Source organism: Paraburkholderia madseniana (genome assembly GCF_009690905.1).
Taxonomy (GTDB): Bacteria; Pseudomonadota; Gammaproteobacteria; order Burkholderiales; family Burkholderiaceae; genus Paraburkholderia; species Paraburkholderia madseniana.
Genome location: NZ_VOSW01000077.1, coordinates 30689 through 44287, shown reverse-complemented (window position 1 = coordinate 44287; position 13599 = coordinate 30689). Strand labels below are relative to the sequence as shown.

Sequence of the window (13599 nt, the reverse complement as noted above, 5' to 3'; positions counted from 1 at the left end):
TGCAACCGGGGTGGGCTGGGGGCATGCAATCGGGCGGGTCGGTTCCTTCGTTGGGCCTGCGATTGGCGGAGGCTTGCTGTCGCTCGGTTGGCCGGTGCGCGAGATTCTCCTCACCGCCGTTGCGCCGGCCGGCGCGGCGATCCTCGCTCTCGGCGCCCTATCGTTGGTCGGTCGTAGAGCGGTTCAAAAGTTTCCCGATAACGCCGTGGTCGAGAACTGAGACTCGCCACGTCATGCTCCGCTGATTGACGAGTCGTCAATCGAACTCATGAACGCTCGAAAACGCCGGCGTGCCGCCGGCACTATCGACACACATGGGACAGCGCTCCCACATTCAGACTGCAAATCCAGCTATTTAATCCAACCCAAAGACACACTAGATCATGAAGATTATTGCTTACTCAGACGGTGGCCGCATCGCACTAGGAGTCGTCACCAGCCCGACCCATTTTGTTGCTGTCTCCGACATCGCCCCGGACCTGCCATCAAGCCTCATTTCAATCCTGGAGCAGGAGGATGGACTCACGCGGTTGCGGTTAGCGGCAGAAGGACGGCAAGGCGACCGGGCGCTCGCTGACGTCACACTCAAGCCCTTCCTGGACCGCCCGAACGCGATGTGGGCTTTGGCGTTGAACTTCAAGAGCCATATCGCGGAGACGGGACTTCAAACGTCGATGGAATTTCCCCACCTTTTCATGCGCACGGCTGCATCTTATGTCGGCGCCGGCGAGCCGATTCTGGCGCCGCCGGAATCCGTTGCGCGCGCGTTCGACTACGAGTGCGAACTAGGTGTTGTCATAGGCACGCCTGGTCGTTACATTCCGGTGGAGCGAGCGCTGGAACATGTGGCGGGTTACACCTGCCTCAACGAAGGATCGGTTCGCGAGTTCCAGATGCACAATCGTCAATTCGGCCTCGGCAAGAATTTCGAAGCATCGGGGTCCTATGGGCCGTGGTTGATGACCCGCGACGAATTTGGCGATCCTGCCACGCACTCCATCAAGACTCGCATCAACGGCGTCGTTCGTCAGAGCGCACCTCTCGACGATATGCTGTTGAGTGTTGCGCAAGTCATCAGCTATCTGAGTCAGGGTTATCGTTTGCGGCCAGGTGATCTGATTGCGATGGGCACGCCTGGTGCGTTGAAGGCTCAGCCGGATGATGTCGAGGGCAATGACCTCTCGCGTCAATACGGTCCCTTTCCCACACCGGGGCTGGTGCATATGCGGGCGGGCGACTGGGTCGAGGTGGAGATCGATGGACTGGGTGTGCTTGGCAATCCAGTAGCCGCCGATGCGTCCGTCAGTGAAAGCGGTTATGCAGTGCGGAAATCCGCGGCCTGATTCCGGCTAACGCAATCCTGCTTTCAGAGGGTGTGGGGATCATTCGAAACCCCCACACCCGTTCAGCCGCGCTGATTGTCCAGCGTCACCGAGTGCCTGCGAAACTCACTGGGTGGGACGCCCATGTGTTGTGCGAAGAAACGGGTGAAGTGGCTGTGTTCTTCGAACCCCAACTCTTCGGCGACTTCGGAAAGCGGTTTATCGCTAGCTCCAAGCAGCTGGATCGCATGAGACATGCGGACCCAATCTATATAGTGCTGCGGTGAAATGCCCATGCACAGTCGGAATTGCTGGAAGAATCTCGACCTGGACAAGCCGACTTGAGCCGCCACTTGGGCAACGGTGGGATTCGTCAGCGACGCGTGCTTGATGAAATCCAATGCTTTGCGGATGCGAAAATCGACCGGTCTGCCTGACGGGATGATGCCGGCCGTCAATGCGGGATCGGCAAAGTCCCGACCGAGTGCGGTCACCAGATCCGCAAGAATCGGCATGCAATTGTCATCCTGGGCGACCAGGTGGTTGGTGATCGCGGCGGCGATGCGATCCACGTGGTGCTGCACGTCCGGTGTGACGACGACCTCAGCCTTCGGGAAGATGCTTGCAGTGCCGCTTTCGGCGAGTTTCAATTGCTGGCGCAACCAGGGGGCTTCGACGACGAGGGAAAGGATCAGGGAAGGCTCGTCGTCGCTGCAGCTTTTTGAGTGTTCGACCCAAGGGTTCAGGCAGATTGCCCGCGCCGCTGTAAGCGTGCAATCGTCTGCGCCGATGCGGAAATTGCAGTTGCTTCCACCAAGCTTGAATAGGAACTGGTATTGGGAGTGAGCGTGCGCGACAAGCGGACGGCTAATGAAGTTCACCGTTGCTCGCCCGAAACTTCCTTGCAGAATCCAGACGGGCTTGTCTCCATCAATTGGTACTGTTGTCATACCCAACATTTCTCCACTTGGAACGAGGCAGCGCACGACGCTTTGCCGGGTTCCATGAACACAAAAAAAGACGCTTCGGTAAGCGGCGAGATCCTGCGGAAGGTCAGGAGATTGATAACTCGCACAGACGTCACTTAATCAAAAGTAAGGAGTGCAGTCAATGGGTAGAAACGTGCTCCGACATGCGTGGTGATTTCAGTGAGAATTTCAGAACGGATTTCAGAAAGTCAGGACGATTTGGCAAGCAATCGGTAATTTCGGTCAGGTGTTCCGGTGAAGGTCAGCTTATATTGATTCCACCGTGTTATTCGAAAGTAGGGATAGGCATGCCGTTTTTTGAACGAGAAGGGATACGCTTCGCATACGATGAGTTCGGCCCTGCGGGGGCACCTGTCGTTGTATTCAGCCATGGCTTCCTGATGGACGGCGATATGTTCCAGTCGAACATTGCGGAACTGGCGAATGAATTCCGTTGCGTCGTTTGGGACCAGCGAGGTTTCGGTGCAACCGGAGCCACGACCCGGGCCTTTAGCTATTGGGACTCCGCGCAGGATCTCATTGCCTTGCTCGATCATCTGGAGGTTGCCTCGGCATCGCTTGTCGGCATGTCTCAGGGCGGATTCATATCAATGCGTGCGGCGTTGCTGGAACCGGACCGCTTTCGGGCGATCGCCCTGATATCGACAAGAAGTGATGTCGACTCCGAAGCGGTCCAGCAGTCTTTCGAGGAACTGAAGGCGGAATGGGCACGTAATGGCGCGAAGAACGTCGCACAGAATCTGTCGGCGTTTCTGTTCGGTCCCGAGTACGCGGCATCGGTATGGATCCAGAAATGGATGAACGCTGGTTCGGATCACTTCGAACATCCCGTCAATGCCCTTGTCTCGAGGGACGACATCACGCCGCGCCTTGGCGAGATTACCCATACGTCGATCGTATTTCATGGACGCGACGATGCCGCCATCAGTCCTGACTGCGCAGAGGCGCTCGCCGCCCGGTTGCCGAACTGCAAGGATCTTGTATTGGTCGACCGGGCGGGGCACACGCCGAATTTAACGCATGCCGAGATCGTGAATCCGCCGTTACGGGATTTCCTGCTTCGCTACGCACGCTAAAACGAGCCACCCGCCTATCGCAGCTTACTTGCTGCCCGGTACGGTCTGATTGTTGTCTTGTGGCGCCTGAGCCGCTGTATTCTGATCCGCGCCGGCCTGGTTCGCGCTGGACGGTTGATAGCGGGTGTGTTCGTGGTCGTGATTGACGTGCATATGCTCGCTGGCAGAGACCGGAGTAAAAAAGGGCATGCTTAAAACCACGACCGCACAAAACGCAGTGACTTTCATGATGATCCTCTCCACTTGATCTGAAGCGCGTTGGGTTAGCGCCGTTTACATTCTATTCGCAGCGCGAGTCAGTGGAAGGTCGGGTTTGGCTCGATCTGAACGATCGCATTTAAATCATTCGTTTTATGGACAACAAGTTGATCGACATCGTGACCACCCGTCAGAACAACTGTTTCTGCCCGGACATCAAGGTCGTAAAGTCGTCCCGCAATAGCGGCAGGATCGCGTCGGCGACCGGTTGCAACTGCCGTGTCAGATAGTGTTCGTAGTCGATCGCCGAGCGCAACGTTTCGAGCGGTTCCGGTCCGGCGGTTGTCATCACATAGCTGATCCAGCCGCCGTCCTGGTATTGCAGCGGGCGCCCCTGTTGCCGGTTGAACTCGTCGGCCACACGCGCCGCGCGCACATGCGGCGGCACGTTGCGCTCGTAGTCGCCGAGCGAGCGGCGTAGCCGCTTGCGGTACACGAGTTGATCGTCGAGTTTTCCTGCCAGCGTATCGCGCACGTAGTCGCGCACATAGTCCTGATACGGCAATTGTTTGAAGATTCGCCGATAGAGCTCCTGCTGAAACTGCTGAGCGAGCGGCGTCCAATCGGTCCGCACCGTTTCGAGTCCCTTGTAGACGATGTCCTCGCTGCCGTCCGGCAAAACAGTCAGCCCGGCATAGCGTTTCTTGCTGCCTTCTTCGGCGCCGCGAATCGTCGGCATGAAGAAGCGCTTGTAGTGCCGCTCGAATTGCAACTCGAGTGCGCTCTCGAGTCCAAAACGCTCCTGCAGATTCTGCCGCCACCGCGCGTTGATATGCTCGACAAGCGCTTGGCCGATGCGACTCGCGTCTTCCTCGCTATGCGCGTGCTTCAGCCACACGAAGGTCGAATCCGTGTCGCCGTAAATGACCTCGTAGCCTTGCGCCTGAATGAGCTCACGCGTGGTGTGCATGATTTCATGGCCGCGCATGGTGATCGACGATGCAAGGCGCGGATCGAAGAACCGGCAGCCGGTGGATCCGAGCACGCCGTAAAAGGCGTTCATGATGATCTTCAACGCTTGCGAAAGCGGCTTGTTGTGCTCACGCTTGGCGGTTTCGCGCCCCTGCCACACCTGGCCGACAATCGACGGCAAACAATGGCGGGTGCGCGAGAAGCGTGCACCGAGAAAACCCGGCACTGATTGATCGTCGCCGGGATTGAGCATGCCTTCGACGAGACCCACCGGATCGATCAGAAACGTGCGGATGATCGACGGGTAAAGGCTCTTGTAGTCGAGCACCAGGACAGAGTCGTAGAGGCCAGGCCGTGAATCCATCACGAAACCACCAGGGCTCGCGGCGCCGGCCACGTCACCGAGATTCGGCGCGACGTAGCCTTGCCGATGCATCCGCGGCATATACAGATGCGTGAACGCCGCGACCGATCCGCCGCTGCGATCCGCAGGCAGGCCGGTGACCGTCGCGCGTTCCAGCAGAAACGGCAGCAACTCGGTCTTCGCAAAGATACGCGTGACCAGCTCGCAGTCTTTCAGGTTGTACTGCGCGAGCGCGGGCTTGTCCTCATCGAAGCGACGCTGGATTTCATCCATGCGCTGATACGGATTGTCGATGGATTTGCCTTCGCCCAACACCGTGCGCGAGACGTATTCGAGGCTGAACGAAGGGAAACTCCACGTGGCCGAGCGCAGCGCTTCGATACCGTCGATGATCAATCTTCCCGCGGCACCCGCGAAGAAATGGTTCTGTTTGTGGCCGTGCTCGCGCCATTCCATGACCGCGCCACCGCGGCCGAGCCGTAGCGGCACGCGATATTGTTCCGCGTGCTGCTGCAGCACACGCAAATCGAACTGCACGAGGTTCCAGCCGATGATCGCGTCGGGGTCGTGCCGTTCCAGCCACGCGTTCAGTTTTTCGAGCAACTGTGCGCGGGTTTCGCAGTATTCGAGGTCGAAGTCGACACCGCTGGGCTCGCCGTTCGGCGGCCCCAGCATATAGACCTGGCGCTGCCCGCAACCTTCGAGCGCGATCGAATAGAGTTCGGCGTGCGCACTGGTTTCGATATCGAGCGACACCAGCTTCAATGACGGGCGGTAGTTCGTGGCGGGCTTCAATTCGCCGTTCAGAAGCGGACCGCCATGCTGCGCGTCGCCGGCGAACCACACCGGCGCGGTAATGAAGCGCTCCATCATGTAGCGCTCGGGCGGGAAGATGTCGGCCTCGTACACATCGACGCCGCCTTGTTTCAGGCGTTTCTCGAAGCCCGTCAATTGACGGTACTGCGGGCAGTAAAGCCCCATCACCGGCCGCTGCTGGAAGTCGCACAGTTCGAGCGGACGCAGATCGAGCGGCGCCTCGCGGCGCAGGATGGTTTCCGCTCGCTCGCGGTGGTCGGCCGGAATAAACGCCACCGAAGGCTGAGGACGCAGGCGCACGTGACGGGGCCCGCCGTCTGTTGCCAGCCAGAAATCTACCTCCGTACCGGCGGGCGTATCCCGCCAGTGTCGGGTCAAAATGAAACCCTGTTCAAGCTCAGTCAAACTTCCACCTCTAAACGGGCGTCATCGCCTGGCTCGATTTTACCGTTATGCGCTTTGGGCCGTGCCCCCGCGGTTTCCGTGGCAGCGAAGGGGGCTGGGTTCGTCCGCATGGCACGTCTGGATGCAGACGCGCGGCGTAGTCTGTATCATCGTTTTGCAGCGATTCCTTCGGCGCAGGCCATGCGCCGGTCAAGTCTACTAAGAACGGAGTGAGCGATATGACGTTGAGCAAACTTGTTGTCGTGGTCGCGGTAGCTGCAACCAGCTTTGGTGCGCAGGCGCAAGTCGCCGGCACGCAACCCTTGAGCGTCACGGTCGAGCAGTCCAATGCGCTGCTGAGCGGCTGGAGCGTGAAGAAGAGCATTCTTGGCAAAGCCGTCTACAACGATCAGAACGAGAAGATCGGTTCGATCCGCGATCTGGTGATCGCGCCCGACGGCTCGCTGTCCGCTGCCATCGTCGCCGCCGGCGGATTTCTCGGCGTGGCATCGCATGACGTAGCGGTGCCGATCGCTGCGCTGGATATTCGCGGGGGGAATTTCTATCTGGCCGGCGCGACCAAGGACGCCTTGAAGGCGACGCCCGAGTTTCAGTACAACAAGGTTCAGGCCCCGCCGAAGCCTAAAAAGCTGACTGGCCAATAATGCCTCATGCCGGCGGATTCAGCGGCTGGGCCGCACCAGGTGGCTTCTGAACGGCTTCTGCGCGGCTGCTGCGCCGCTTCTGAATCCCGCGGCAAAAGATAACGGCGCTCGCGGCGCGAATCGGTAGTTGGCCCAAACCGCTTCACGCTTGCAGCGCCGTTTTGCCTTTAATGCGGGCCCCGTCGGGCCACTGCTCACGCTTCCAATGCGAGCGTGGCGAACGTGCCCAGCCAGTGTTCGCCCATATAGTCGCCCGCCACATGCGGCAGGGCGCTCTGAAGATGCCGCTCGGCCGAATCGAACAATGCCGTCCGGCGCACGTCGCCGGCAGGCAGTGCGCGCGCCAGCGACCGCTGGCACCATGCGCGGCTCAGATTCAGACCATCCAGGTGGGCGATCTTGCCGTCGGTACGGTCGGTCACGGTGACGGGTTCGAACAGCGTGGCGGGCTTCTTCGCGCCGAGATCGGGCAGAAAGCGCCTGAACCATTCGACGAATTGCGCGGGCGGCAACACGCGCCGCATCAATTCCGCTTCCATCAGCGAAGGCGACAAAAACTCGTCGCCGGCGGGCTCCCAGGCCTGACAGGCGACATCGTTCAGGAACCAGCGCTCCGCCGTATTCACCAGCAGCGCCTCGAGCGATTCACGCGAAGTCTGCCGCGCGAAATCTAGCGTGAGCGCTAGCGCGAATGCCATGTTGAAGTGCGTGCCGACGCGCAGCGGGTAGGTCGCTTTCGGCAGAAATTCCTCGAAGCGGCCGACAAAAGTCTCCGTAAGCGGCGCAAAGACCTTGGACCAGCGCGCGGCCTCCGACAGCTTCAGCGAATGGAGTTGCGCGCTCAGCGCGAGCAACCATGCCCATCCATAGGGGCGCTCGAAACCGCGATTGTGCGGCAGGTCGAGATACGCCAGCTCACCGGCCACATTCGCTTCGGTGAAATGCTCGTCGACCACCGCGACGATGCGCGCTGCTTCAGGCAGATCGGGAAAGCGGTCGAGCAGATGCAGGATCAGCCAGTAGCCGTGTACGCATGAATGCCAGTCGTAGCTGCCGTAAAAAATCGGATGCAATGCGCGCGGACCTTGCACGTCTTGCGGACCGGCGAGCGAGTGGGTCAGCTTGTTCGGATACTCGCGCGTGAGGTGGGCGAGCGCAAGATTGGCGAATTTGGACGCGAATTCGGGCGTGAGTTGGACAATCATCGGCGCCTCCTCAAAAGCGGAATACAGATAGGTACGACAGTATGATATTGACGACCGAGAATAGTAAAGCAGCCGGTCGCCGCGCCTTGATCAGGCCATTCTGGCCCTTCAGTTCCAGCAGCACGGCCGGCACGATATTGAAGTTCGGCGCCATCGGCGCCATCAAAGTGCCGCAGAAACCGCACAGTATGCCGATCTATCCAGAAAATGAATACAGACCATTCCAACATTTAATTTGTGGATATGTCGGGGGTCCGATATGGTTCAACGATCCATTCCACACAGGACCATGCGGCGCAACGAACGCAACCCGATCAGGGCGCGCTGGATGAGTCCTTGAGTCCTGATTTGCAGAGGCCAGAACCATGTTCGACCGCGTATTCGTCAATGCCGTAGACGCCGACGGCAACCCGCTCAACCTCGCCGTGCGTGAGGGGCGCTTTGTCGCCATCGGTCCGGAACGTTCCGCGATCGGCGGCGCGGAGGTCGTCGATCTGGCAGGCCACCTAGTGTTGCCCGGGTTCGTCGACGGACATATTCACCTCGATAAAAGCTTCGTTGGCGATCGCTGGCGTCCTCATCGTCATGTCGCGAGCCTGCGTGAGCGTCTCGCTATCGAAAAGCAGGAACTGGCAAGCGCCGCGCCTATCGTCGAGCGCGCCGATGCGCTGATCCGCCAGGCCGCGTCGTACGGCACCATTGCGATGCGCAGTCATGTCGACGTCGACGCGACGACGGGTCTGACCAACCTGCATGCCGTGATGGAAGCACGCGAGAAATGGCGTGGTGTGGTGGATATCGAACTCGTTGCGTTCCCGCAGGCGGGCGTCGTGTCGTGTCCGGGCACGGCGGAGGTGCTCGATGCAGCCGCCCGTGAAGGCGCGCAGGTGGTGGGCGGAATCGATCCGACAACGCTGGATGGCGACGCCGAAGGCCAGCTCGATATTGTCTTCGGCATTGCTGAAAAGCGCGGCGTGAAGATCGATGTTCACCTCCATGAGCCGGGGCAGCAGGGGATCGAGCAGCTACACCGCATTGCCGCGCGTACCCATGCATCGGGGTTGAACGGCCGTGTATCGGTGAGCCACGCCTACGGGCTCGGCGATGTCGCGCCCGAGGTGGTGGATCGTGTCGCCGCCGCGCTTGCGGAAGCCGGGGTATCGATCATGACGAATGCGCCGGGCGACCGCGCGTTCCCGCCGATCCTGCAACTCCGCGCAGCCGGTGTGCGCGTGTTCACCGGTAACGACAACATTCAGGACGCATGGTGGCCGTATGGCAACGGCGACATGTTGCAACGAGCCATGCTGGTTGGTTATCGCTCCGGTTTTTATACCGATGAAGAACTGCGCGTTGCGCTCCACATGGCGACGGAAGCGGGCGCGGCCGTGCTGGAGAAAAGCAGCTACGGACTGAAGGTCGGCAATGAGGCGACCTTCATCATCGTGAAAGCGCCGAACGCCGCCGCTGCCGTTGCTGCGGCGCCGGCTGATCGGGCCATCGTCCGAAGCGGGCAATTCTGGGGCGATTCGTCCCGTTTGCTGTTCAAGGTCACGACGGCCGGACAGGGCTTTGTCGACTGAGTGCATCAATCAGCTCGCCGTCGCGCGCAACGATGCGTCCGTTCGCGATAACCAGGCGGCGCCTGGGCCGGGCAACCACGGCATGCGCGACGCATTCCGCATCGACCAGCACGAGGTCCGCGCGTGCGCCGACACGCAGGCCATAGTCGGCAAAACCGCAACCTCGAGCGGCAGCGTCGCTCACGCAGTCGAAGGCAATCGCGAGATCGTCGTCGCGTCGCAAGTCGTAGCGCATGCCGATCAGCATCGCGCGCTCGAGCATGTCCGGCACGCCGTACGGCGACCAGGTGTCGCGAATGCCATCGTTGCCGCCGAAGATCGTGATGCCATTGTCCCTGCAAACCTTGAGCGGCGGAACGGGGCGAGACGGCGGCGCGCTGGTCAGAAGCGCTACACGCAGATGCGCGATCCGTTCGAGCAGCGCGTCACGCTCACGTTCCGGTAGTGCGCCGAGGCAGAATGCATGGCTGACGACCACCTGACCCTGCATGCCCATCGCCTCGACGCGATCGAGCAGCAGCTTCAGCGTGAATGCGCCGACCTCACCGGGTTCGTGCAGATGGATATCGATCGGCTTGCGGTAGCGCTCCGCCAGCTCAAAGGTCGCGTTCAGCGACGCGACGGGATCGCCGTCGATCAAGGCAGGATCGAGTGCGCCGAGTACGTCGGCGCCTGCGTCGAGCGCGCTGCCGAGCAATTCGACCGTGCCGGGACGGATCAACATGCCTGACTGGGGAAACGCGACGATCTGCATGTCCAGCACCTCGCGCATCGTCTGCCGCGTGCTGAGCACGCCTTCGATATAACGCAGCCCGGCGTCGGTATCCACGTCGACATGGGTACGCAGACGCGTCGTGCCTGCCTGCACGAATGCCCGCGCCAGAGCGAGCGACTGGCTGGCCGCATCGTGTCCCGATGTCTTACGCCATTCGCGCTCGTTGCTAATCCGGTCGGTTAGTGCGGGTCCGACCTCGTTGCGATACCACGCGCGGCCCCAGTGGCTTTTGTCGAGGTGCGTGTGCCCTTCTACGAAACCCGGCAGCAGCAACGCGCCGCCGCCGTCTTCAGTCAGCGCGCCAGGTTGCGCTTCGACATGCGAGCCGAGCGCCGCGATGCGACCGTCGGCGATGCCTACGGAAACCGGTTGGCCGTCAGCCAGCCGGACGTTGGAGAGAAGAAGAGAGCGAGTCATGGTGGTCATGCCGATTCGACGGAAGTGGCGATACGGGCCCGTGCGCCGCTTCGTCGCGGCTGCCGAGGAATGGCTTGATGTTATCCATCTCACCCGGCATTCGAAAATTAAATGTTCAAATGCATGTTAGTTGGAAATTGGATAGCATTGGTTAGATATATGCCGTTATCAGGCGCTGCGAGGCTCGATGAAACCCAACGCCAAAGCACGTACACCGCTATTCGATCTGGATCTGCTGAAGGCCATCGTCATGGTGGCCGATTGCGGCACCTTTACTGCGGCTTCCGCACGGCTTCATTCCACGCAGTCCACCATTAGCCAGAAGGTGCGGCGTCTCGAGGATATGGCGGGGCACAAGCTACTCGAGCGCGGCAGTCGCGACGTGAGTCCGACCGATGCCGGCGAAACCTTGCTCGCCTACGCGCGCCGCATGCTTGCTCTCAACGATGAAATGATTGAAGCGCTGTCGGGCGCGACGGTGGGGCTGACGGTCCGGCTGGGCGTGCCGGAAGATTTCGTCGGCGGACCGACAACCCATATGCTTGCCGCGTTCAACCGCAAGCATCCGCAGGTCAAGCTGGAAGTGACCAGCGGATTGAGCCGCGACCTGAGCAATAGCTACGATCGCGGCGATCTGGATCTGATTCTCGTGAAGCAGCGGCGCAATAGCCGCGAGGCCGTGGCGTGTTGGCCGGAGCAATTGAGGTGGATCGACAGTGCGAAGAACCCTTCAATCCACCTCGATCCGATTCCGATCGTCGCGTTTCCGCCGCGCGGGTTATACCGTGACGACATGACCAACGCGATCGAAGGACTCGGGCGCCGCTGGCGGATGAGCTTTATCAGTTCGAGTTTGAGCGGAATCCAGGCAGCCGTTGCCGATGGTCTCGGGATCAGTCTGCTGCCCGCGCGCGCGGTGCTGGCGGATCACGCCGTGCTGACATCGAAGAGCGGGTTGCCTTCGATCGAAACCATGGATATTGCGCTGCTGCATCGTCCGACGGCGGATGCCGCTGTTAAGGAGCTCGCGCGTGCGTTGTCGCGGATGTTTGGGCCGCAGCGGCGATAACGTCTGCTTGGGTGCCCGCAGCAAGGTATTCAGCGATCGCCTTTTGCTAACATGCCAGGCAGAAGCAAGCAGCAGATTCTGCTGTCGGTGTGCGCGCGAGCAACAGAGATTGCCGATGCGGTGGGCAACATAAGTAACGGTTGCTGGGCGCGCCCAATAGACTATGTCTAGCTCGCCAACCAACAGGAGGAGTTACTGTGAAACTGACCGACTTCGATACACTGACTTTCGATTGCTACGGCACGCTCATCGACTGGGAAACGGGTATTTTCGAGGGGTTGCGTCCTCTGCTCGAACGCGTCAACCCACCGCTGACGCGGGATCAGGTTCTTGAAGCACACGCACGTCATGAGTCGTCGCAGCAGGCCTACACGCCGGCGAAGCGCTACCAGGAACTGCTGCCTATCGTGTACAAGCGACTCGCCGAGGAATGGCAGGTGCCTTTCACGTACGAGGAGTGCCTCGCCTACGGCAAGTCCGTGCGCAATTGGCCGGCATTTGAGGACTCGGCGAGCGCGCTACAGTATCTGAAGAAGTACTACAAACTGGTCATCCTGTCGAACATCGACAATGACAGCTTCACGTACAGCAACGCGAAGCTTCAGGTCAAATTCGACGCGATCATCACCGCAGAGGACGTCGGCTCCTATAAACCGTCGCCGCGAAACTTCGAGTACATGCTGGACAAGCTGGAAAAGCTGGGTGAGCGCGGTATCCGGAAGGAGAAGATCCTCCACACCGCCGAGAGTCTGTTCCACGATCACAAGCCCGCGAACGCGTTCGGGCTTGCATCGTGCTGGATCTATCGCCGCCATTCGCAAACCGGTTTCGGCGCGACGATGAACCCCGGTGAGCAACCCACCGTGAACTTCCGTTTCAACAGCATGGCCGAATTCGCGAAGGCTCACCAGGAAGCGCTGCTGCAGAAGTAAGTAGTCGATAAATTTACTGGCCTTAGTGCCGGTTTGATTTGCCGCGCCGGTGCCGGCGCGGCGTGTTCCGCGCAAGCTGGAACACCCCAGTTAAGGAGCCCTTCATGCGGCTGACGGATTTTAAGGCCCTGACATTCGACTGCTATGGCACCCTGATCGACTGGGAATCGGGCATCGTCGCGGGTCTGTCGGTATTGGTCTCATCGCTTCACCCGCCATCGACGCGCGACCAGGTGCTGGAAGCGCACGCCCGCCACGAGTCATATCAGCAGAACGCGACGCCCGACATGCCGTACAACCGGCTGCTCGAGGTGGTCTACAAGCGGCTTGCGGAAGAGTGGAGCGTCAGCTACACGCGCGAGCAGGCGGAGGCTTATGGTCGTTCGGTCCGCAATTGGCCTGCGTTCCCGGATTCGGCAAGTACGCTGCAGTATTTGAAGAAGTACTTCAAGCTGGTCATCCTATCGAACGTGGATAACGAGAATTTCACATACAGCCGCGCCAGGCTGCATGTGCCCTTTGACGTCGTCGTCACGGCTGAGGATGTGGGAAGCTACAAGCCGTCGAGCCGTAATTTTGAATATATGCTCGACGTGCTGTCGACACTCGGCGTGCGTAAGGACGAAATCCTGCATGTCGCGGACAGCATGTACCACGATCATGAGCCAGCCAACCGGTTGGACATTCGTTCATGCTGGATCCATCGGCGCTTCGAGCAGCGCGGACTCGGCGCGACGATGCGCACATTCGCGGAGCCGTCTGTCGATTTCAGGTTCACCAGCATGGCGCAGTTCGTCAAGGCGCATCACGAGGAGCTTTCCCGCGTTTAGCG

Annotated in this window: 12 protein-coding genes and 2 pseudogenes; 8 read left to right on the top strand and 6 right to left on the bottom strand. The window is 60.2% G+C overall.

Translation table 11 applies throughout. The features are described from left to right. A pseudogene (locus FSO04_RS47255) lies at positions 1–220 on the top strand (aromatic acid/H+ symport family MFS transporter); the annotation flags it as partial. 163 nt (positions 221–383) lie between these two features. After that, positions 384–1343: a fumarylacetoacetate hydrolase family protein gene (locus tag FSO04_RS32170; protein WP_154565622.1), complete on the top strand. Its 960-nt coding sequence runs from the start codon at positions 384–386 to the stop codon at positions 1341–1343. Positions 1344–1405: 62 nt separating this feature from the next. On the opposite strand, the gene FSO04_RS32165 is transcribed toward FSO04_RS32170, so the two are convergent. Beyond that, positions 1406–2272, bottom strand: coding sequence for a helix-turn-helix domain-containing protein (locus tag FSO04_RS32165; protein WP_166618296.1), 867 nt, complete (start codon positions 2270–2272; stop codon positions 1406–1408). 182 nt (positions 2273–2454) lie between these two features. Here FSO04_RS32165 and FSO04_RS32160 point away from each other — a divergent pair, with 182 nt between their 5' ends. After that, complete coding sequence (locus tag FSO04_RS32160; RefSeq protein WP_154565620.1) at positions 2455–3387, top strand: alpha/beta fold hydrolase; 933 nt, start codon at positions 2455–2457, stop codon at positions 3385–3387. 24 nt (positions 3388–3411) lie between these two features. Here FSO04_RS32160 and FSO04_RS32155 read toward each other — a convergent pair whose 3' ends face one another. Both FSO04_RS32155 and FSO04_RS32150 read right to left on the bottom strand, forming a co-directional pair. Beyond that, positions 3412–3615, bottom strand: coding sequence for a hypothetical protein (locus FSO04_RS32155; RefSeq protein WP_154565619.1), 204 nt, complete (start codon positions 3613–3615; stop codon positions 3412–3414). A 160-nt stretch (positions 3616–3775) separates the two neighbouring features. Continuing rightward, entirely contained in the window at positions 3776–6142 is a 2367-nt protein-coding gene (locus FSO04_RS32150) for a DNA polymerase II (protein ID WP_154565618.1), read from the bottom strand. A gap of 218 nt (positions 6143–6360) precedes the next feature. On the opposite strand from FSO04_RS32150, the gene FSO04_RS32145 reads away from it, so the two are divergent. After that, complete coding sequence (locus FSO04_RS32145) at positions 6361–6786, top strand: PRC-barrel domain-containing protein (protein ID WP_154565617.1); 426 nt, start codon at positions 6361–6363, stop codon at positions 6784–6786. 194 nt (positions 6787–6980) lie between these two features. Here the strand turns inward: FSO04_RS32145 and FSO04_RS32140 are convergent, their stop codons facing one another. Together FSO04_RS32140 and FSO04_RS47785 are read right to left on the bottom strand one after the other, a co-directional pair. Then, positions 6981–7991, bottom strand: a complete 1011-nt coding sequence (locus FSO04_RS32140; protein WP_154565616.1) for a DUF2891 domain-containing protein — start codon at positions 7989–7991, stop codon at positions 6981–6983. A 10-nt stretch (positions 7992–8001) separates the two neighbouring features. Beyond that, positions 8002–8187, bottom strand: a pseudogene (locus tag FSO04_RS47785) (5-oxoproline transporter, DUF979 family subunit); the annotation flags it as partial. A 169-nt stretch (positions 8188–8356) separates the two neighbouring features. On the opposite strand from FSO04_RS47785, the gene FSO04_RS32130 reads away from it, so the two are divergent. Next, positions 8357–9574, top strand: coding sequence for an amidohydrolase family protein (locus FSO04_RS32130; RefSeq protein ID WP_154565615.1), 1218 nt, complete (start codon positions 8357–8359; stop codon positions 9572–9574). On the opposite strand, the gene FSO04_RS32125 is transcribed toward FSO04_RS32130, so the two are convergent. Next, complete coding sequence (locus tag FSO04_RS32125; protein ID WP_154565627.1) at positions 9543–10766, bottom strand: amidohydrolase family protein; 1224 nt, start codon at positions 10764–10766, stop codon at positions 9543–9545. The genes FSO04_RS32130 and FSO04_RS32125 overlap by 32 nt on opposite strands. Before the next feature lie 187 nt (positions 10767–10953). Between FSO04_RS32125 and FSO04_RS32120 the strand changes: the two genes are divergently transcribed. The 3 genes from FSO04_RS32120 to FSO04_RS32110 all read left to right on the top strand — a co-directional run bounded on the left by FSO04_RS32120 (position 10954) and on the right by FSO04_RS32110 (position 13597). Next, positions 10954–11835, top strand: a complete 882-nt coding sequence (locus tag FSO04_RS32120; RefSeq protein WP_093645091.1) for a LysR family transcriptional regulator — start codon at positions 10954–10956, stop codon at positions 11833–11835. Between the two features lie 197 nt (positions 11836–12032). Continuing rightward, on the top strand, positions 12033–12767 hold the full coding sequence (locus FSO04_RS32115; RefSeq protein ID WP_168435922.1) for a haloacid dehalogenase type II: 735 nt from the start codon (positions 12033–12035) through the stop codon (positions 12765–12767). Between the two features lie 104 nt (positions 12768–12871). Then, positions 12872–13597, top strand: a complete 726-nt coding sequence (locus FSO04_RS32110; RefSeq protein WP_154565625.1) for a haloacid dehalogenase type II — start codon at positions 12872–12874, stop codon at positions 13595–13597. The last annotated feature ends 2 nt before the right edge of the window (positions 13598–13599 follow it).